Raw genomic sequence first — 20,457 nt, forward strand, 5'->3', positions numbered from 1 at the left:
TCAGACCAGTGACTATTAATGTCAATAGTCACAATTTCAGGATAAAACACGTTTCTGCTTCAGGCTGATGACAGCACCGCTGAGGAAGCCGTAAAGCAGAGGCTCATGGATCTGGTCATTCCTGAAACCGCACCGCGAGATAGTCAGATTGACAACTAGTGACTATTTGGTAATGTAGTCACAATTCTGGATTATCTCAGGGACTCTTAATGTTCTCCTTACGTACCCTCTCATTGATGGTCAGCTCCGGGCTGCTGGCCGGTTGCGCTGTCGGGCCAGATTATCACCGCCCTGACGTGCCCCTGCCGGATCGGTATCAGTCTGCCATGCAGCAGAGAAGCGCAACCCGCCCGGCTAACTTTGCCGTCTGGTGGGAAGGCTTCAATGACCCTCTGCTGAGTCGGCTGGTTTCGGATGCGCTGGCCCGGAATCTCGATATCGCTCAGGCATCTGCCCGCATGGCGCAGGCGCGTGCAGGTCTGGGCGCGGCAACAGCTGCGCTGCTGCCATCGGGTAATGTCAGCGGACAGGCTTCACGGGCTTATCAGTCGGTTGAAACCCCGCTGGGGCAGGTTCTCAGTTCGACGCCGGATTACAACCGCTACGGCAATGCTTATGAAACCAACCTTAATGCAGGCTGGGAGATTGACCTCTTCGGTGGCCTGAGGCGCGGCCGCCAGTCAGCACTGGCTGATTATCAGGCGTCAGAGGCGGGCGTAGCCGCCACCCGTCTTGCGGTTGCTGCCCAGACTGCCGATATCTATATCACCTTGCGCGGATTACAGGCCCGCCTGGCAATTGCTGACGCTCAGGTCAGAACCCGGCAGGAACTGCTGGAAAAAGTCCAGCTTCTGCACAGCAAAGGAGTGGCTCCCGAATATCAGGTCCGGCAGTCCGAAGGCGAACTGGCGCAGGTTCAGGCAACCGTGCCGGAGCTCCTTACAGGAATAGATGCTGCCATGAATGCACTGGACGTTATGCTCGGTACGCCAGCCGGTACGCATCGCACTGAGCTGACTTCAGCCGGGACCATTCCGCAGGCTCCGCTGATCACATCAACGGGTACGCCTGGCGACCTGCTGCGCCGGAGACCCGATATTATCGTGGCGGAGCGTCATCTCGCTGCCTCAAGTGCGCGTATCGGTGTCGCCATCAGCGAGTATTATCCGAAGTTCTCACTCAGTGCCTTACTCGGCAGCGCAACAGCTGTGTCGGGGGATAACCTCTTCTCCAGCGGTGCCAGCCAGTCGGCAGGCGTGCTGGGACTCCGCTGGCGGCTCTTTGATTTTGGCCGCATCAATGCTCAGATAGATCAGGCTAAGGGGCAGGAAGCGGAAGCGCTTGCTGCCTATCGTCTGTCTGTATTGCGTGCCACTGAAGATGTTGAAAATGCCTTCTCCGCGCTGGTTAATCGAGAAAATCAGACCGCAACCCTGGTCAAAGGTGAAGCATCCCTTGCCAGTGCCCGCCAGTCGTCTTTTGTCGCCTTCCGGCAGGGAACGGCAAGCCTGATAGACGTCCTTCACAATGATGAAACACTTTTACAGATTTCTGATGCCAGAGCACAGGCGCAGACAGAGTCTGCCCGCGCCGCCGTCGCGACATTCAGGGCGCTGGGAGGCGGCTGGCAGCCGTCAGAAACCGATAAAAAGGCGCTTTAAGAGCAGTAAACTTCGATGTGCCTCACTACACACCGGGTCAAAGGCATCGCTGATCTTGCACCGTTGAAAACATGACGAAATGGAACTGATGGCGGGGGACGGATGAAAAGGATCGGTATTCTGGATGTGGATGCGTTAACTGAAAAACTGGTACGGGGGCTGTTTCGTGCTGTTCCGGATTCACAGATATTTCTTTTTTGTGGAAACAACGAACGTGCGCGAAAACTTTCAGTAGATCTGCCCTGCTGGACGCTGGATAGTTACCAGGATGTCGTCGATGAAGCTGATGTCATTATTCTCGGCGGGGAAGATCATTATCTGAGGAAAATAGCGCCTCAGATACAGTTACGCTGCCCGCAAACCCTGATTTCTCTTGTACCGGCTATTTCCACTCAGAAGCTGCGTGATTTATTCAGACATACTGACTGTGTCAGGCTGATGCTCGCCTTCGCCGCTGAAATTAACCAATAGAGTGTGCTCCTGACGGCTGCCGATAATGATATTCAGGCCCTGTTTAACCGGCTAGGCCAGCTAACTGTGTTTACCGATGAAGCAGAATTTGATTTGGCTACGGCCAGCATGGGTATGAACAGCTGGTTCTACTTCCTCGCAGAAGGTTTGCAAAGCTGGTTTGTGCAGAAAGGGCTGACAGAGGATATAGCCCGACGGCTGGTCCTCAACGGCTTCAGGGACTTCGTGGAATATGCAGACTATAAGAATTCTGCGGGTCTGGATGAGCTGGGTAAAGAAATTGCACTATCTGGCCTTTATAAACTTGAGGGACTTGAAGTTCTTGCGCAGATGCAGGTTCTTGAACCGTGGCATAACGCCTCTGATACGGTTTTATCGATGATAAAAGAAAATAAGCTACCCTGAAAATGAATCAGGACAACTCATCATCTCCGCTGGCTGTATTACCTCTTAAAGATATCCGCATGCGTTCAGGTAAATAGCTGAGGGACAGCATGACATCATTCAGGGGGTGAATATCTTAATGGCGGTAAGCCTGTTAGAGATGTTCCCGTCTGCCTGATGAACTTTGCCCTGTACAGGCTGTGTAACGAATAACCTTCTCACCGAATCCACAAGATTAATGCTTTGCAGAGCAGAGAGTTCTTAATCGTGACTTTCAGTAATACCAACCGGTTCTTAAGCCTGTTTAACTATTTTTCTGCACCCGCAGCCAGTCTGGACAGAATGCCCTGCTGAACTCTGAGAGCAGAAGTCAGTAGGGCAGTTTCCGTTGTGCCCGCGATATGGGGAGTGAGAAGCGCATATTCTGATTCCTGTAATGGAGAATAAAAGGGCTCGCGCTCGGCTTCGAAGGTATCCAGGGCGACACCTGAAATCCATCCTGGATGCTGCTGCATAAAAGCTGCAAGGGCCGTCTCATCAATCAGTCCGCCTCGGGACATGTTGAGTAAATACGCCCCTTTTCTGATACAGGGAAGGACCGATGCGTTGAGCATATAATGCGTGTCAGAGTTCAAAGGCAGGTGAAGAGAGATCATGTCATTCCCGCTGAGCAAAGCAAGCAGGTCAACAGCCCTCATGACGCCAAGCTCATCCGCATCTTTATCCGTGAAGCGGGAACTACCCAGAACGGTAACCGGGCATTGAAAAGGTTTCAGCAGTGCAATCAGCGCCCTGGATATAGCACCACTGCCTGCCAGCCCAACAGAGATATCACCTAACGAGCGCGCAGGAGGCCGTGCTGACTTACTCCAGTGGCCTCTTCGCATCTGATCCTGATGCCAGTTAGTCTGGCGCAGCAGGGCAAGCATCTGCAGCAAGGTAAACTCAGCAACAGCTGTTGCGTTTGCTCCAGGTGTATTAAAAACATCGATTCCAAGTTCTTCAGCCGCGCCGGTATCAATATGATTCAGGCCGACTCCTGCCTGACCAATAACTTTTAACCGTGTAGCAAGGTCATCAGCGGTTAGTGCGCATAGTAACTCTTTCCTCAGGGGTACGTTTTTCCTGAGTTTAATCGCATCGAATCCCCCAAATTGCCGTGCAACCGCCAGAATCTGTTCTTCATCGTGGATGTTAATACTCACGCTTTCAAAATGCCGCTGCGCCTGGTATGCGTGACAACCGTTTTGCGGCAGGTTGACGATAAGCGCGATCTCCGGAGAAATGTAACCTGCTATTTCTTTTATTGATAACTCATCAGGAAGGACATCCAGCAGCATAATTCTACGTTTCATTTTTTGATCCTTAATTTTGAAGAAGTATGCACTAATCTATAAGGGCCTGGCGTCCACCATTTCTCAGCGAGTGGTATAGTAAAGTACCTTGCGGCGATCGATCCCTGGGTTGGAAAGACAGCTAATTACATGGATTTAACTACAGCCATGACGAAACATACCCTCCTTTTCACCGGCAGTCTTTATTACTGTGGTATCAGTTCTTACGTTTTCACTAAATTTGCCTGCTTTGAGTGAAGAATATCTGAAGACACACTATTCATGTCTTTAATGTGTTTGCCCTGAATGAATCTGCCTGGTATCAGGTTTTATTATTTTTTGTCGTTGTTTATCAAACCATTGATCAGGTTGAAATAAGCAAGTAGTACCTAATCGTTTGGATAAAAAAAAGCGCTGCCACCGATTCACTTCTGGCTTACTCTTCAACAGCACTGTTGCTGACTCTCGCTCTCGTTCAGATACTACACTCATCTTTCTTGCTGCCCGCGCTTAAGGATCAGGCTGGACAGAGAAGCGATACTGGCTGTTTAGTCAGGAGGGCGTGATGAAAAGCCTGAGTGTCGTGCTGACCAGACAATCAGCCCCGTCAGCACCAACAAAATCAATAAGACCGGCGGGAACCATGCGATACCTGCTCCCTTAAGCAGGGCGGCGCCTGCGAGTCCGCCACCGGCAATCGCCAGGTTCCAGGCTGTGACCAGAACTGATTGCGCCACGTCGGCTGCGGCACCCGCGGTCTTTGCTAGTGCGGTCTGAAAAAGTGTCGCTGCTCCGCCAAATGCCAGCCCCCATATGCCACAGGCGAGATAGGTCATTAAGGGGTTGCCCAGTGCCATGACCAGCATCGCTAGGGCAAATAGCAGGGTAGAAGCCAGGGTCAATTCGCCCAGCCAGCGGTCAATCATGGTGCCTGTAGCCCAGATCCCGATTAGCGAAGTGACACCAAATACCAGTAATACCCTGGTAACGCGGTCAGCCATGTTTACTGCCTGTAATAGCGGCACTATATAGGTGTAAAGGGTATTGTGTGCGAGTACGAATATCAGTGTGGCGGCGAGGACCGGCCGAATACCGGGCAGCCTCAGCGTCCGTCCCAGAGACACACGCTTTACGGAGGTCTGACCAGCAAAGTCAGGTACACTAATAATGACCCAACCGATAAGGCCTGCAGTCATAGCGCTGATGATATAAAAGCAGTTACGCCAGCCGATAACTTCACTCAGCCAGCTTCCCAGGGGGATTCCCAGTGACAGAGCCAGCGGTGTGCCAACCATCGCGATTGCGATAGCCCGCCCCTTAAGCGAATCCTGAACCATGCGCGCGGCATAACCGGCAATCAGCGCCCACAGCAGCCCTGCTGACACGCCGCCCGTTAAACGTGCTATCAGTGTTAATCCATAACTGGTAGAAAAGGCGGTCACGGTGTTGGCCAGAGCAAAGCCTGCGATGGCAAACAGCAGCAGGGGACGCCGCCGCAAATGTTGCGTGCAGAGGGTGACCGGAATGGCGGCCAGCAGCGAGCCCAGCGCATAGACGGTGACCAGCTGGCCGACGAGCGCATCTGAAATCGCAAGACTGTAGCCAATCTGCGTTAACATTCCGGCCGGTAACGCTTCGGTCAGAATGGTAATAAATCCGGCCAGCGCCAGCGCGAGCAGAGGTGATAACGGTAACCGGTTACTGGCGGGATTCGCCATCGTCTGGATTCTCATTGGGCATATACCGCGTCGCGCAGATCGTTTACAAACTTACCCGACATCCCTTCATAAAGCGTGTTGGTAAAAGCGACCACGCTTAGGCCGCGTGGCCTGTCAACAAACCAGGAGTGACCGTAAGCCCCGCCCCATCGCCAGGTGCCGGTTGACTCTGGTGAAGCAGCCTGGGCCGGGTCACGAAGCACTGAAAATCCCAGCCCAAAGCCCACGCCCGGCATGTCCGGCAGCGCCATCCCTGCAGTCTGATCCCGCTCCATTTCAGCCACCATTGCGTGTGGCAACAGCTTTTCGTTGCCGTCACGCAGCGCTTCAAGGAGGCGTAGAAAATCACCTGCGCTTCCCACCATACCAGCGCCCGCTGAAGGAAAAGCGTGCGGGTTAAAGATACGTGCCGGGCTAAAGACTATCCCGCTGGTTTCAGGAAAGACCGGTATAATTTCCCCTTCCTGTAGTCGATGTGGTGAGGGCGAATCGGTGACGTAAGCGGTGGCGACGCGTGTAGCATCCCTGGCGACAAAACCGGTATCGAACATAGCCAGCGGGTCAGTAACCAGCTCACGAACGGCGACGCTGAGCGTTGTACCAGATGCGCTGGCAACCACTGCGCCGAGCACGTCGGTAGCCAGTGAGTAACCCCAGGCGGTTCCCGGCGAATAAAGCAGAGGAACCTGGCTGATACGGTGCAGATTCTCCGCCAGGCTTACGGCAGAATTATCCATTCCATCTGAAACGCCTGCACGTGCATAAGCCCCATCCTCGTCACGCTCAAAAAAACGGTAGCCGAGTCCGGCAGTATGGCTCAGCAGCTGACGTACGGTAATAACAGGCGCGGTTCCGTCGGCGAGTTTGGGTGAAAAATCTGGCAGCCACTGGCGGATGTTGGTATCCAGCCCCAGCTTACCCTGAGCCACCAGAACCATCGCAGCACTGGAGACAATGGGTTTACTCACAGAGGCGAGGCGGAAAAGGGTGTCGACAGACATCGGCCGGTCATTCTCGCGATCAGCCATACCTGCTGCAATGCAGTGTATGACTTCTCCGTGCAGGGCAACCAGCACCACGGCTCCTGTCAGTTGCTGATGATTAATCGCATCATCAATGACCTTTTCCAGCGCAGAGGAGACTTTCGCAGGTGTTGAAAGAGTGTGCATCGGCTATTTCCGTGAATAGTTGTAAGAGTGGTAACCTTAGCCAGGCACGAATTAAAGAAAAACCAGGGTGAGGTTCCTTTTACTGCGGAATAAATTTCTCTAATGGGACGCAATATGGATAGTTTGAGTGGATTCACCGTATTTGTGCAGGTTGCAGAAACACGCAGTTTTGTCAGTGCCGGGCGCCTGTTAGGGCTTTCGCCCTCGGCAGTAGGGAAAAATGTTGCCCGTCTTGAGGAAAAACTGGGTGTCCGGCTGTTTCACCGAAGCACGCGCAGCATTACCCTGACCGCTGAAGGAACGTTATTTCTTGAACGTTGCCGGCGTATTCTTGCCGAAATTGAAGCGGCTCAGATGGAGCTTTCGCAGTCCAGAGAAAAACCTTCCGGTCGTCTGCGTATCAGTCTGCCGCTGGTGAGTTCGCTAATGTTACCGGTGCTGGGCGACTTCATGCGTCAATACCCGGAAATTCGTCTTGACCTGGATTTTACTGACAATCTGGTGGATGTCATCGAAGAGGGATTTGATGCTGTTATCCGCACCGGTGAACCTGCCGATTCACGCCTGTCGGCCAGACGGCTGGGCTATTTCAGTACGATGCTGGTTGCTTCTCCCTCTTACCTTGCAGAAAAAGGAACGCCTCAGCATCCTGCCGACCTGATGGAACACCGCTGCCTGCACTACCGCTTCTCACACACCGGGAAGCTTGAGAAATGGCCATTGCGCGATGCCGATAATCTGAATCTTCCCGTCACGATGGTGTGCAATAACATAGAAACGCGCGTCTGCTTTGCCCTGCGAGGGTTGGGAATTGCCAGCCTGCCGGATTTTGCTGTCCGTGATTTGGTTGCAAATGGCACTCTTGTGCCAATACTCAATGAATTTATTGAGTGGCAGGGTACTTTTCACATCCTGTGGCCTGCCAGTAAACACGTCTCACCAAAGATCCGTGCACTGGTCGATTTTTTCACGCAGCGTGTGCTGAAGCCGTAATTCTGAGTAAATGAGCTTAAATAATTTGATGCACTAAGCCTGGGATAAATCCCATTAGCTAAGCAAACGAACCGCGCCTGGAGACTTGCCCGTTACACGCTTAAAAGCCCGGCTGAAAGCAGCCTGAGAGGAATATCCTAACCGTTGCGATGCGGTGTCGACGGTAATGTTTTCTGACGACAGCCAGCGAACAGCGAGATGCATCTTTACTTCCGTTACATACCGTAGCGGTGGGACGCCGATGGTGGTCTGAAACCTTTCGGCGAATGCGGAGCGGGATATATGCGATTCGGCAGCGAGTTCTGCCACGCTCCAGTCCCGGCCCGGTTCACGGTGAATCGCCAGGATGGCCTGAGCCAGACGCGGATCGCGCAGTGCTGCAGCCAGGCCAGGGCTATTGCCGCAACCATCTTCCACCCATCCTCTGATAAACATCGCTCCAGCCACATCGGCAAGCCTGGCGAGAATACCTGCATAGCCCACGCGTCCGGAGCATATCTCACGCTTCATCGCATCAAGTATATGCATGAGTCCCGGCCACTGAATCCCCTTTGCATCGGCATGCATAATTTCAGGCAGCACATCCGCCAGCCGCTGCATGCTTCCCAGATCAATTTTCATACAACCAAAAAACAGCACAGCGCCTGGCGTTTCCTGAGTACTCGGGCAGGTATCAATCCCACTCACTTTTTCATCCAGTGGTGCCGTTTCGATATTGTCGATATCCAGCACGTCGGCAGCTGTTACCGACAAAAGCTGATGCCGTTCGCCGTGAGGAAGAAATACAGCCTCTCCGGCTGAAAGCGTAAGAACTTCACCGTTTGCACTATGAAGTACCATCTCCCCCACAGCGACGTAGTGCAGATAAGCATGACCGGGCCTGCTTGAGAAGTTCAGGCCAAACGTATCACCCGTCTGGATACGCTGATATCGCACGCCGTATAGCCGCAGGCCGGAAAGCAGCTCGCTGATGAGTTCTGATGACAGAGCGAAGGATGAAGTCATAGGCATATTCGGGTTTTGGGTAAAAAAGTGAGGGGTTCAGAGCATAGATCATCCAGCTGCGCCTGAATAGACTTCTTCTCCTGAAACGACTTTCCAGGAGACTTAAAAATGACGGATGAAACTTCTATCAGGGTTCACAAAGAAAGAGTGCAAAGAGATGAGAAAATCGAGCCAGCCTGGCTTGCGGTTTTTTCGTTAACCATGGGTGTTTTTGGCCTGCTCACTGCAGAGTACCTGCCTGCCAGCTTATTAACGCCTGTCGCCCGGGATTTGGGGGTATCAGAGTCTCTTGCAGGACAGGCCGTAACAGTGACGGCGGTGATTGCGTTATTCGCCGGTTTACTGTTACCGCGATTAACGCGTGGGCTGGACCGGCGCGTCGTGTTGTTGAGCTTTACTGCCCTTATGATCTTCTCAAATCTGCTCGTGGCGCTCTCTTCAGATATTGTCATGCTGCTGGCAATGCGCATCCTGCTGGGTATCGCGTTGGGTGGATTCTGGAGTATGGCAGCGGCGGTAGCGATGAGGCTAGTGCCGGAGAGGCTGGTACCGCGGGCGCTGTCGATCATTTTTAGTGGAATCGCGGTAGGTACTGTTGTTGCCGTACCGCTGGGAAGTTATCTGGGCGAATTGTCTGGCTGGCGTAGCGCGTTTATTGCCGCTGCTGCGGTTGGCGCAATCTCTTTCATTTTTCAGTGGCTGACGCTGCCCGGAATGCCGCCGGTAGTCAGGACCAGGACGGCATCCGTATTTTCTCTGCTTCAGAGGCCGGGCGTGACTGTGGGCATGCTGGGGTGCGTGCTTGCACACACCGGCCAGTATGCGCTGTTTACCTATATACGGCCTGCGCTGGAAGGACTCGCACACATAGACGCAAAAGGGCTGGCATTAATACTTCTGGTGTTTGGCGTTGCTAACTTTATCGGGACACTGTCCGCAGGGTGGCTGATGGAACGCAGCCTGCGTTTTACGCTGATTATTATGCCTGCTCTGGTGGGAGCAGCGGCACTGGGTATGATCACTCTGCCGTTATCAATCGCCGGGCTTACAGCGCTGGTCATGCTGTGGGGGCTGGCATTTGGTGGCATACCGGTGGCGTGGTCAGGTTGGGTCGCCCGGACTCTTCCCGATGAGGCCGAGAGCGCAGGGGGTATGGTGGTCGCCGCCGTGCAATCCTCCATTGCCGCGGGTGCAGCAATAGGTGGTCTGATATATGGCCTCAACGGGGTGACGGGGGTGTTCATTACTGCAGCCTGTATCATGCTCTCTGCCGCGCTGGTTATTGCATTCCGGGTCAGAGTCTCGTCATCAGCTGAAGGAACGCAAAGCATATAATTTCAGAGACATTTTAAGATCCCCGGACCGCGCAGCGTTCCGGGCCTGCTGACTGAGTGTGATGGCAAAGGGGCTGGTTAACTTCTGAAGCTGGTTAACAGGCGCTACGGCAAAAAGCGGAGCTTAGCAATAATCAGTAAGTGCCGTTTTACTCACTATTCTGGAATATCACCATTCTCAGTGGTGATTCATACGTGCAGAGAAAATATTCTTTAAAAGAGAAGCTTGAAAAACAGTTTCCAGGTGATATCTTCAACACATAACTACCTCATCAGGAAGATAGTGTGATTACTCTCAGGAATATGAATGAAGGAGAATTCAAAAATTATCGTTCTCTTTTCGTCCATGAATATTCGCAGGATCTGCAAAACAATCGGGGATATCTCTCCGAAAAAGCACGAATTAAAGCCATGGAATCTATTGATACAGTGTTAACAAAGGGAGTTGTGACCCCGGCTAATCAGCTATGGTGTATCCAACAGCCTGATGAACCAGAGGACGTTATTGGCATCCTCTGGCTGTCGATCACCGGGTCATCAGCCTGGATAAGTGATTTCTACATTTATCCTGACTGGCGCGGCCGTGGATTCGGTGGTCTGGCCTTATGCGAAATGAAAAGATTGCTAAAAATAATGAACATCGATGAAGTCGGACTTAGGGTAGCTCCGAATAATGCCTCAGCCAAAGCACTGTATCAGAAGAATGGCTTTCATATTACCGGAATTAATATGTCTCAAAATTTAAACTAAATAATTCCAGAAAGCGTTTTTACCAATAACCAAAGAGAATATCTTTTTTAAAGACCCCGCAGTGCAGCGCCTCATAATACCCATTTGAGGGAATATTTTATAAGACACACTGCATTATTCTCCATAATCCGCTGAGCAAAGAACGGCCTCTTGATCACAACGGGTTTAACCTTGATTTTGACTGAGTTCGTCCCGTGAAAAGAATCAGCTTTGTGAGGGGCCGCTCCTGGAATAGAGCGGTCTGGCATCGGATAATACCCGTTATGAGCGAAAAGCGGACGTGATGAAATGAACGCTTACGACCTTATTCGATCAGGATTTTTCACTCATCTCTGGTCAGCGTATTGCCTGCAGCACAGCCTTGCCTCTGCCGGCCCAGCGTGATCCAGACCATTAGCGCGCAAATCAGCGTGACAGCAGCCAGAACTTTAAAAAGAAACGTATACGCAGTGTCATAACTGTCCTGAAGCAATAATCGTGAAATACCGGGTAACATCGCAGCGGCCTGCTCAGTACTGCCGCCACCCAGCCATGCAGCAGCCTGGTGAATGACCTCTGGCGCATACCCGTGAACGGTGTTTTTCAGATTCAAATCATTCATTTCTGTTAAAAATGCTGACGCCATCGCCAGAGCGATCCCTTCACCGGCAACGCGAACGGTATTAAAGAGGCCTGCGGCCATGCCCGCTTGCTCCACAGATACAGCTGAAAGTGCCAGACCATCCATCAGTCCCCATGGAAGCGCAGCGCCGGTACCCGTCATAATCAGTGAAAGCACAAGAAAATTACTGCTGTTACCCGGTAGTGCGTATCCGAGGAAAAGCAGCCCGACTGATGCAATAATAAGTCCCGCAGCTGAAACGGTTCCCGGAGAAAACCACCGTGTCAGCAGTGCGGCAATGGACGGGAAAACCAGCATTGGAGACGTCAGCGCCATAAGATAAAAAGCGCTCCGGGACTCACTCATCCCGTCACCGCCCATAAAATGCAGCGGAATAATAATCAGCAGCACAACATAGCAATAGCATGTTGCTATCGGCAGTAGCAGAACGCCGGCAAAGCGCGGGCGCAGCAGCAGAGAGATATCCAGAACAGGATTTTCAACCCCCAGGCAACGCACTACAAACCCGCTGAAAAGCAGCATGGCGGAAATGAAAAGGGCGAGTGTGGGAAACGATAAAAACCCAAAGGCAGGTATAAGCATCACCGCTGATGTAAATAACATCAGGGCTGCAGTAAACATGATTAATCCTGTGCCGTCTGGTTTCTGATGTCCGCTCTCCTCTGATGCTGGCAGAAACGCAGCACCGGTCAAAATTACAATGCCTGAAAGCAGAGCTAACATGGCATACAACCATCTCCAGCCCAAAGCATCCGTAATGAAACCCATCAACACAGGGCCGAACGCCAGGCCCACGCCAAACATAGTGCCAAGTATGCTGAAGGCCCGTGTCCTGTCCGTACCTTCATAAAGACGGGCCAGTGCAGCGCTGCCGCTGGCCAATATCAATGCCGCCGCAAGACCCTGCAGTGACCTGAACAACCCAGCCATAAAGATATCCTGTGTCAGGCAGATCATAACGCTGCTCAGGCAAAACAGGGCTGAGCCTGCGGTAAAAATGCGCTTTCTGCCAGTAACATCCGCAGCAACACCGGCTGACAACAAAAAACTGCCGAAAGTCAGCATAAATCCATTCGTCAGCCATGACAGCGCGGCAGGCGAGCCGCCAAGAGCCTGTTGTATTGCTGGCGTGGAGATTACACCACCGGTAAAGCTTAACGGCAGCAATACAGCCGCCAGATAGACAGAAAAGGCTGCCATATTCCTGGCATATGGACTGGGTGTTCTGGCTGAAGTTGCCATTGGGTGACCTTATGTTTCCGAAAAGCGGATGAGTTAACAAACTTCAGCAATGTTATTGCAGACATCAGAGTGAATAAATACACTGAAAATCTCTTCTTAACGGACATTAAGTTTATAATCAATGGACAGTCTGACTTCTCTTACTTCGTTTGTCCGGACAGCGGAGACGCTGAGTTTTGTACAGGCCGCAAGGTTGCTTGGGATTTCTGCCTCAGCAGTCGGGAAGAATGTCGCCAGACTTGAGCATAAACTGGGCGTACGTCTCTTAAATCGCAGCACCAGAAACGTGAGTCTGACAGCGGAAGGGGCTGCTTTATTAATCCGGTGCCAGCATATCCTTGAGCAATTACAGGAGGCGGAGTCAGAACTGACGAGCAGCTTAGCGCAGCCTGCCGGGAAGCTCAGGGTTTCACTTCCTGTCATTGGCTACAGGTTGATCCTTCCTCTTCTGCCGGACTTTTCCCGCCGTTATCCTCATGTAGAACTCGATCTCGATTTCAGCGACCGGCTGGTAAGCATCATTGATGAAGGATTTGATGTGGCCATACGAAGCGGTGAACTAACGGACTCCCGACTGAAATCTAAAAAGGTTGGAGATTTTCGTTTTGTGCTCTGCGCCAGCCCTGCCTATTTGAATGAGTATGGCGTACCCGGCTCGCCAGCGGATTTAACGATGCACAGGTGCATTTCTTTTCGTTTTCCCTCAACGGGGCTGCTCCAGCCCTGGGAACTGCGCGGTATGTGCCCGGGTGCTGACTTGAGGACAGCCTCTGTTCTGACCGTAAATAATATAGAGGCTTCTGTTCGCCTGAGCCTGTCAGGTATGGGGATTTGCTATGTGCCCGGTTTTGTCGTTCGCGAATCTTTGAACACGGGGCAACTGAAAGAGGTATTGCCAGGTAGCTGTACCAGGCAGGGGGTTTTCTCGGCACTCTGGCCAGCCAGCCGGTATCTCTCACCGAGAATACGCTGCTTTGTCGATTTTATTGGTGAGTCCGGCCTGTCTCTGTAATCGGTACCAGGCAGTTAATGCTTTCTGAAATCGTATGCACTTTTATGCTTATCTCAAAATCATGAACGTCCGCTCCTGAAAAAAAGGGGCTGGTAACAGTCAGATGTCCGCTAAGAGCGAAGAGTGGACATCAGGCTGGCACAAAAACTATTAGTCTTTGCCTCGCTAATTACGTTGATTCAGCTACACGCCTCTCAGTGTTGCTGATTCCCTCTTATTGAGCAGGCATAAGCATCACTAAGGAATCGTGTTCAACTGGAAGGTAAATGACTGATGACAAATTCAGGTTCATAAAAAACAGGAAAATTAACTGATCTTGCAATAAAACAGACTTTATGAATTTCATGGTGAATAGCCATTGCAGCATCGAGATTTATACCGGCCTGAACCGTAATTTTTGGCCTGAGTATGGCTGAAATAAAGCGACCTGCACCTCCTTTTAAAACCTCACCTTTGGCTACCGGTGAGTCTTCATAATCCAGCACAGTGATGCCAGCATCTGAGACGAGATGCAGATACCACAGCATATGACAGGCCGAAAGAGAGGATATCAGGAGATCTTCAGGGTTCATTTTACCAGGGTCGCCGCCCAGAAGTGGGTCATTTGAGCAATGAATGGTTTCCTTTCCGGTTATGGCGATATCCCATGTCCGCGCATATGACTTATAGCCTGATGTGCCCGTGCCCAAATTCCCTGTCCACGAGATATGTGACGTATAAACATGTTCCATTAATTTGCCGAACCTCTCTAAATGATGAAGCTATACATTCAAAATTGCGAAGCATCGGCCACTTTTCTTGATTCGTAATGAATGATAAGGGCATCTGCCTACAAGGTTGTCATAAAAGGTGAGTTTATGGAATAATGGTATACCATTTATTTTATAAAAAGTAGACTCAATGAGCATAGTTTCTCTATCAACCGCTGACATGCTTGCCCAGGAGCTTAGACGTTTAATTAACAAAGGTTCATTGCAGGATGGAGATCGACTGGTTGAAAGAGACCTTGCCAGCCGGTTTTCTGTCAGCCGTATTCCGTTGAGGGAGGCTATACAGCAGCTTCAGCGGGAAGGTTTAGTTGAGGTTTACAGAAACCGTGGAGCGGTAGTAAAAACACTTTCTGTCACCGATGTGGATGAAATTTACCAGCTCCGGGCTTTGATGGAAGGTGAGGCTATTTTTCAAAGTATGCAGTACATCGACTCTGAAACGATTAAACGAGCAGAGCTTGTCCATAAACTTCTGGAGAGTACATCGGACCCCGTACAGCAAGGTTTATATAATCGGGAGTTTCATGAATTGCTGTACCGAAAGTGTAAAAATCAGCGTCTGCTGAAGATGATAAATGAGTTGCAACAACAAATTGAAAGATATGAGATTTTTCAACTTCGTTTAGTGTCGGATACCCTTAAATTTCAGGTAGAGCATGAGCATATTTTAAGCGCCTGTCAGCAGAACGACCCAGCCGGTGCGCGCGAATATACCGTCAAACACATTCTTTCAGCAGGGCTGACTCTGCAATCTTATATTCATGGCCATGAAATACCTGCGACATACTGATGCTAAAAATTAGCGTAAATGTACCGCTGTAACGTCCGCTCCTGGCACGAAGCAGCCGAACGTAGATGCAGGGTTTGCTATGAGCGTAGAGTGTTAGTCAGTTGCTTGATAAGTAACCTGATAGCTTCTTTACTGCAACTTGATAAAAAAACTACAAAACGTTCAAAGCAATTTCAGGATCTCCACCAGCACATCCGCCGGCCTTTCAAGCACGGCCAGATGAGTTCTGGCCGTCTCTAACCGTTTCACTTCAAAGAAATCATGTTTTCTTGAGAAACGTTGTTGTAAAGCCAGGTACTTGTCGCTTCTGTCCAGGGAATAGATGTGAGAAGCCTTAGGGGGATTTCTGAGTTGTTCGAGACGCAGGAGTGGCGAACCATATTTATGGTATGCATCAGCAATGACCTGACCAGCAAGTCGCCAAAGCTGATAGCTGGATTCAGCCATCTCAGTTTTTAAATGATGGATCATGACTGGGGAGTCGCTTTCTGCCAGCCAATATTCGTAAAGGTCATCCCGTGCATTTTGCCAACTGTCTTCATTCTGCATGTCTCTGATCGAAGCAAAAAATTCAGGCTCCGGCTGATTCATGATCCAATCAAGGAATATTACTGCAGGTATGCGATTTTTTAAACTTTCTACCAAATCTATAGATATCCAGCTGGCATGAGCAACGGAAACAGGCACTATCCGGGTCAAGCCCAGATGTTCAATTAGTGTTAAAGCATCCGATAATAACGCCGCACCGTCAAAATCCTGACCGTTGGTCGATGACTCTCCATGACCACGCCAGTCTATAGTGACAACGCGGAAATAGACGGCGGCCAGTTCAGAGAAATCTTTAAAAACGGTTTTTGGTTGGCACCAGCCAGGCATGAGGAACAGAGTCGTATCACCCGTGCCAATATCCTGATAATCAATATCACCATAATTTGTATGTAAAACCGGCATATTAATTTCTCTTCATAAAGTGAATGAACAACTAACCTATTCTCTTCCGCATCACTAAAAAAGCATTTACTAACTTAGTAGCACTTATGTCATGGTTTATCAGAGTTGAGTAAGTGATTTACGGGCTGCTTTTGGGCTGGGAATGTAAACCTGATCACTTCCGGAAAGGATATACGGCTCGCAGTATCCGGCAGCGTTAATCCTTAAGACTTCAGGCCACTGCGATACTGATTCCAGCGTACGTATAGCATGTCCGGATAACTTTCCGCAGCCTGTTCTCCAGCGTCTGTCAGGCACCAGGAAGTTGTTGAGTCACTCAAAAATGTCCGCTTCTGGCACAAATCAGACATGCTTGCGGGACAAAGTCCGCTATGAGCGAGAAGCGGACGTTCAGTATTTACGGGTACGCCTGCGCTGGCGCACCCGGTTACACTCAGGGCTTCCAGCGGCGCAGAGAGGTATGGTCTTCATACGGCAGCTTTGAAGGTAAAGAAATCAGTTCAATGACGCTGCCCCACGGCGTGCGGCCATAGCAGAAAAAGTTATTCTCTCCCACCTCAGTTGGAAACATCAGGGGTTGAGGAGAAGTAAACATTTTCCCGCCAGCCTGCTCGAACAGGCTGATAGCCTCGTTGATGTCATCAACGTAAACGGCAAAATGCTGCAGGCCATAATCGCTGGGTCGCACGGGCTGACTTTGCTCTGGCCCCTTCATTTCAAAAAGTTCCAGTCCCGGGCCGTGCTTCAGCTTCATCATTCTGACCGTGGTAATTTTCGTTCCCGGAAACAGGTTAAGAATATTTTCCGTTTCTTCACCTTTTACGTCGTCGTCTGAAGGCGAGACGGAGTCATAAATAACTTCTGCACCAAAGGCGTCAGAAAAGAAGCGGGTAGCCTCATCAATATCAGAAACGGTAATGCCGACGTGGTCCATACCGCGAATAACGTTGGTAGACATAGTTTTCTCCCTGTGGTTGTTCAGATGTGAGTGATGTTATTAATCAGCCCTGGCGAGTCGCCATTGTCGCGAGCGCACTAAGCTGAGCCGAAATATGGTCACGGGTGCCTGCATCCGTTATGTGGCCGGTTTTCGGGTCAAGCCGGGATGAGGCCTGCCCAATCATGACCTCTGGCTTGTTAAGCACTCTGCCGTCGAGAAAGACCAGAATCTGGCGCAGGTGATACTGCGCCCTTGCGCCACTTATGGCACCGGGTGACGCAGTGATTATGGCGACGGGCTTACCGGCGACAGGGGTATCCGGAAGACGTGAAAGCCAGTCCAGCGCATTTTTCAGGGCGCCCGGCACAGAATAGTTATATTCAGGTGTGACAATAATCAGGCCGTCTGCTGCCGCTATCGCTTGTCCCATTTCCACAACCGATTCAGGAAACCCCTGAGCCTGCAGGTCAGCGTCGTAATGCGGTATTTTCCCGACAGAACTGAGCGCGCTGACATCCACGCCTGCCGGCGCCAGCAGGCTAAGATTGCGGGCTACGACGGCGTTAAAAGAATCCGCGCGAAGACTGCCCAGCAGTGAGACAAATTTCAAAGGTCTTGTCTGTGACATGACTGCTCCCCGTGTTTTTAATATGGATACGCCGGCAGGTGCCGGCATTTTGTTTACGAACTGACATAAGCCTGGTATAGAATTACACATCGATAAACACGCTATGAGTCGCCAGAGAGTCAACTTTATGTCTACCGGGTTTACAGCGGAATCCTTGCGAGGAATCACGACTTTTGTCACAACGGCCAGGTCCAGCAGCTTTACTGAAGCTGCGGAGCAGTTGGGCATTACAAAATCTGCCGTTGGAAAAAGCGTGGCGCGGCTTGAGGAGAGACTGGGAACGCGGCTGTTTCACCGCTCAACCCGTAAGCTAAGCCTGACCAGTGACGGAGAGGCCTATCTCACCAGTTGCCTCTCAGCGCTGGAAATTCTGGACTCGGCTGAAAATACGCTCAGCCGGCGGCAGGACAATCCTGCAGGAACGGTGCGTATAGACATGCCGGCATCATTCGGACGCAATCTGATGATGCCGGTGCTGCTTGAAGTGATGAATCGTTATCCAGCCCTGCGTCTGGTGTTGACCTTTAACGACCGTCTGATTGATCCGGTTGAGGAGGGCGTTGACCTGGTACTGCGCCTGGGCGAGCTGCAGAGCACCGATGAGCTGATTGCGCGTCGTCTGAGCCGGCAGCGCCTCATGCTCTGCGCATCTCCCGCTTATGTTGAGCGGCATGGTCAGCCCTTTGATGTCGATGCGCTAAAAAAATACTGCTGCATTATGGGGTACCGGCGGGGGGCACCGCTTGCCTGGCGGCTGCGTCCAGCCGGAGAGCGGGAAATAAAGTTTATCTCGGCCTCGGCACATCAGATAAGCGACGGAGACGCCATGCTTCAGGCCTGCCTGGCAGGAGCAGGTATTGCCCAGTTTCCGGAATCGATGGTGAACAGCCATATTGATGAGGGCAGGCTTGTTGCTCTTATGCCCGATCATATGCCCGTACCCGTCGGGCTGAACGTTGTCTGGCCCCGGACAAGGCATCTGATCCCCAAGGTCAGGCTTATTGTCGATGAACTGCTAAGTAAGGCCGAAAAAGGATACTTTGGCGCTCTTAACTAGAATTTTTTGTCATTACTCAGGCGATTTAAGGGTTGTATATCAACTTTCAGCAAGCTTATATCCTGTCTGTCCTGCTGCCATCGCCGTGTCATATGCCGGGTCTTTAAACGAAATCCGTCACCTGTTACGCGCAGCTCAGACAAAAAAATAGGTTAACTGACAGGGTATTTGTTATGCCACTTGTTCTCTGGGCGCTGGCCGGGCTTCATTCGCTGTTGGTTCTGGTGCCGTGGCTTTATTCGTCGCTTAAAATTGCCGGGGGAGCTCATGCTTTTCTTAGCGGCATGCTGACTCAGCTGAGCAATCCTAATACCGCGATTGTTTTTGGCAGTATTTTCGCGGCTACGCTGGGATCGCATATTTCGCCGGTGCTGTATGTTGTGCTGCCCCTGATGGCTTTCTGCATAGATACGCTCTGGTATGCACTTGTGGCCTGCCTGCTTTCAGCCGACAGGCCACGTCGTATTTATATCAGTTACAAGCGCTGGCTGGACAGGATAGGCGGCGGCGTAATGTGCCTGCCGGGTATCAGACTTTTTATCCGGTAACTATCAGACTGAACAGGAAAAATTCTATGCGCTTTTCTGGCTTTTTCGTTTCACTGTTTCTGATTACCTGTGTTGATGAAGCACGGGCCTCAGCTAGCATTGAATGCACAGCTAATCATGATCTCCAGGGATGTGTGGAATCGGCTGCCAGGGCAGGCGGTGGGATCGTACATCTGACTCCTCAGACCTATTTTATTGAAAAGACACTAGAGCTTGCCAGCAACGTCGCGCTTGAAGGCACCGGACCACAGTCAGTCATTACATGGAGTCCGTCAGTCGCCAGCAGGATAAATGCGCCGCTTTTGCACGCAACCGCGGTCACCCATGTTGCAATAAAGGACGTAAAACTTGTTGGTACGATTGACCAGCGTTCTGAAAGTCAGGATTTAAGGAACGACCAGATAGGGCTGTTTTTTGACTGCAGTGGTGATCCTACAGCGGGTGAAAAAACCAGCTGCAGCGATATCACTTTGCAGAACGTTGAAGTTGAAGACAGTAGCGATGGGATCCACATTAAAGGCGCGGAACATGTAACGGCCACAGACCTGAAGCTCCATAACAACGGCAACACCCTGAAAGACTATTTCCATAATATTTATCTTCGCCGGGTGGCCGATGTACGACTGATTCAGACCAGTAAAAACAGCGGCGGCTTTTACGCCAGTCCACGGGGACACGGTATCCGCGGCTCTCATATGACCAACGTGTACATGAGTAATCTTGAGGTTTATGACAATGCTGATTACGGCATACACATGGACACTGTGTTCAATGTCAGGCTTCATAGTCTTCACGTTTATCACAACTGTCTTAGCAAAAAACAAGGCTGTGTCGAGGTGAAATGCTTTGGTCCTCAGTGTGATGTTAATGTGAACGCGCCAGCTGAGTAGGAAGTCGAGCGTAAAAAAGCAGGGCTGACGTAATCCCGCTTCGGGACAGACAAAGTTCCTCCTGGTCATGATGGATGCAGCTTATCGAACAATTTTGTTATTTTCCCAAACAGGACTCCTGTCTGACGGCTCATGATGAAAGGTCGCCATGCCGTGTCCCGGCTCGTAATACTATTCTGACGCTGATA

20 protein-coding genes are annotated in these 20,457 nt (G+C 51.0%); 11 read left to right on the top strand and 9 right to left on the bottom strand.

Annotation, left to right across the window (positions count from 1 at the left end; all coding sequences use genetic code 11):
• Nucleotides 1-209 precede the first annotated feature (209 nt).
• From AC2LB6_RS01905 to AC2LB6_RS01915, 3 genes are all read left to right on the top strand, one after another.
• Entirely contained in the window at nucleotides 210-1,661 is a 1,452-nt protein-coding gene (locus tag AC2LB6_RS01905) for an efflux transporter outer membrane subunit (RefSeq protein WP_031592450.1), read from the top strand.
• A 102-nt stretch (nucleotides 1,662-1,763) separates the two neighbouring features.
• A complete protein-coding gene (locus AC2LB6_RS01910; RefSeq protein WP_490092189.1) occupies nucleotides 1,764-2,132 on the top strand; it encodes an NAD(P)-binding domain-containing protein in 369 nt (122 codons plus the stop codon).
• 3 nt (nucleotides 2,133-2,135) lie between these two features.
• Entirely contained in the window at nucleotides 2,136-2,537 is a 402-nt protein-coding gene (locus AC2LB6_RS01915; RefSeq protein WP_490092190.1) for a hypothetical protein, read from the top strand.
• 287 nt (nucleotides 2,538-2,824) lie between these two features.
• Here AC2LB6_RS01915 and AC2LB6_RS01920 read toward each other — a convergent pair whose 3' ends face one another.
• The 3 genes from AC2LB6_RS01920 to AC2LB6_RS01930 form a co-directional block, all read right to left on the bottom strand.
• Nucleotides 2,825-3,871 carry an NAD(P)-dependent oxidoreductase gene (locus AC2LB6_RS01920; protein ID WP_109651131.1) on the bottom strand — a complete coding sequence of 349 codons (1,047 nt, stop codon included), beginning with the start codon at nucleotides 3,869-3,871 and terminating at the stop codon, nucleotides 2,825-2,827.
• A 527-nt stretch (nucleotides 3,872-4,398) separates the two neighbouring features.
• Entirely contained in the window at nucleotides 4,399-5,583 is a 1,185-nt protein-coding gene (locus tag AC2LB6_RS01925; protein ID WP_490092191.1) for an MFS transporter, read from the bottom strand.
• A complete protein-coding gene (locus AC2LB6_RS01930; protein WP_424997570.1) occupies nucleotides 5,580-6,737 on the bottom strand; it encodes a serine hydrolase domain-containing protein in 1,158 nt (385 codons plus the stop codon). Before AC2LB6_RS01930 ends, AC2LB6_RS01925 begins: the two co-directional genes overlap by 4 nt.
• A gap of 114 nt (nucleotides 6,738-6,851) precedes the next feature.
• On the opposite strand from AC2LB6_RS01930, the gene AC2LB6_RS01935 reads away from it, so the two are divergent.
• On the top strand, nucleotides 6,852-7,730 hold the full coding sequence (locus AC2LB6_RS01935) for a LysR family transcriptional regulator (RefSeq protein WP_039389015.1): 879 nt from the start codon (nucleotides 6,852-6,854) through the stop codon (nucleotides 7,728-7,730).
• A gap of 54 nt (nucleotides 7,731-7,784) precedes the next feature.
• Here the strand turns inward: AC2LB6_RS01935 and AC2LB6_RS01940 are convergent, their stop codons facing one another.
• Nucleotides 7,785-8,735, bottom strand: coding sequence for an AraC family transcriptional regulator (locus tag AC2LB6_RS01940; protein WP_430018671.1), 951 nt, complete (start codon nucleotides 8,733-8,735; stop codon nucleotides 7,785-7,787).
• A gap of 108 nt (nucleotides 8,736-8,843) precedes the next feature.
• Between AC2LB6_RS01940 and AC2LB6_RS01945 the strand changes: the two genes are divergently transcribed.
• A complete protein-coding gene (locus AC2LB6_RS01945; RefSeq protein ID WP_490092192.1) occupies nucleotides 8,844-10,070 on the top strand; it encodes an MFS transporter in 1,227 nt (408 codons plus the stop codon).
• A gap of 302 nt (nucleotides 10,071-10,372) precedes the next feature.
• Entirely contained in the window at nucleotides 10,373-10,819 is a 447-nt protein-coding gene (locus tag AC2LB6_RS01950) for a GNAT family N-acetyltransferase (RefSeq protein WP_490092193.1), read from the top strand.
• 322 nt (nucleotides 10,820-11,141) lie between these two features.
• Here AC2LB6_RS01950 and AC2LB6_RS01955 read toward each other — a convergent pair whose 3' ends face one another.
• Entirely contained in the window at nucleotides 11,142-12,683 is a 1,542-nt protein-coding gene (locus AC2LB6_RS01955) for an MFS transporter (protein ID WP_490092194.1), read from the bottom strand.
• 121 nt (nucleotides 12,684-12,804) lie between these two features.
• On the opposite strand from AC2LB6_RS01955, the gene AC2LB6_RS01960 reads away from it, so the two are divergent.
• A complete protein-coding gene (locus AC2LB6_RS01960; RefSeq protein ID WP_490092195.1) occupies nucleotides 12,805-13,695 on the top strand; it encodes a LysR family transcriptional regulator in 891 nt (296 codons plus the stop codon).
• A 251-nt stretch (nucleotides 13,696-13,946) separates the two neighbouring features.
• Here the strand turns inward: AC2LB6_RS01960 and AC2LB6_RS01965 are convergent, their stop codons facing one another.
• Nucleotides 13,947-14,426, bottom strand: coding sequence for an OsmC family protein (locus AC2LB6_RS01965; protein ID WP_490092196.1), 480 nt, complete (start codon nucleotides 14,424-14,426; stop codon nucleotides 13,947-13,949).
• Between the two features lie 169 nt (nucleotides 14,427-14,595).
• Between AC2LB6_RS01965 and AC2LB6_RS01970 the strand changes: the two genes are divergently transcribed.
• Nucleotides 14,596-15,255, top strand: a complete 660-nt coding sequence (locus AC2LB6_RS01970) for a GntR family transcriptional regulator (protein ID WP_490092197.1) — start codon at nucleotides 14,596-14,598, stop codon at nucleotides 15,253-15,255.
• A 162-nt stretch (nucleotides 15,256-15,417) separates the two neighbouring features.
• Here AC2LB6_RS01970 and AC2LB6_RS01975 read toward each other — a convergent pair whose 3' ends face one another.
• The 3 genes from AC2LB6_RS01975 to AC2LB6_RS01985 all read right to left on the bottom strand — a co-directional run bounded on the left by AC2LB6_RS01975 (nucleotide 15,418) and on the right by AC2LB6_RS01985 (nucleotide 17,774).
• A complete protein-coding gene (locus tag AC2LB6_RS01975) occupies nucleotides 15,418-16,206 on the bottom strand; it encodes an alpha/beta hydrolase (RefSeq protein WP_490092198.1) in 789 nt (262 codons plus the stop codon).
• 433 nt (nucleotides 16,207-16,639) lie between these two features.
• Nucleotides 16,640-17,164, bottom strand: a complete 525-nt coding sequence (locus AC2LB6_RS01980; RefSeq protein ID WP_010670676.1) for a VOC family protein — start codon at nucleotides 17,162-17,164, stop codon at nucleotides 16,640-16,642.
• A 43-nt stretch (nucleotides 17,165-17,207) separates the two neighbouring features.
• A complete protein-coding gene (locus tag AC2LB6_RS01985; RefSeq protein ID WP_490092199.1) occupies nucleotides 17,208-17,774 on the bottom strand; it encodes an NADPH-dependent FMN reductase in 567 nt (188 codons plus the stop codon).
• Between the two features lie 127 nt (nucleotides 17,775-17,901).
• Between AC2LB6_RS01985 and AC2LB6_RS01990 the strand changes: the two genes are divergently transcribed.
• The 3 genes from AC2LB6_RS01990 to AC2LB6_RS02000 all read left to right on the top strand — a co-directional run bounded on the left by AC2LB6_RS01990 (nucleotide 17,902) and on the right by AC2LB6_RS02000 (nucleotide 20,269).
• Complete coding sequence (locus AC2LB6_RS01990) at nucleotides 17,902-18,831, top strand: LysR family transcriptional regulator (RefSeq protein WP_490092200.1); 930 nt, start codon at nucleotides 17,902-17,904, stop codon at nucleotides 18,829-18,831.
• Nucleotides 18,832-19,004: 173 nt separating this feature from the next.
• Nucleotides 19,005-19,379: a LysE family translocator gene (locus tag AC2LB6_RS01995; protein WP_490092201.1), complete on the top strand. Its 375-nt coding sequence runs from the start codon at nucleotides 19,005-19,007 to the stop codon at nucleotides 19,377-19,379.
• 26 nt (nucleotides 19,380-19,405) lie between these two features.
• Nucleotides 19,406-20,269, top strand: a complete 864-nt coding sequence (locus AC2LB6_RS02000; protein WP_490092202.1) for a right-handed parallel beta-helix repeat-containing protein — start codon at nucleotides 19,406-19,408, stop codon at nucleotides 20,267-20,269.
• The last annotated feature ends 188 nt before the right edge of the window (nucleotides 20,270-20,457 follow it).

Source organism: Pantoea sp. RCC30.1, from assembly GCF_058148845.1.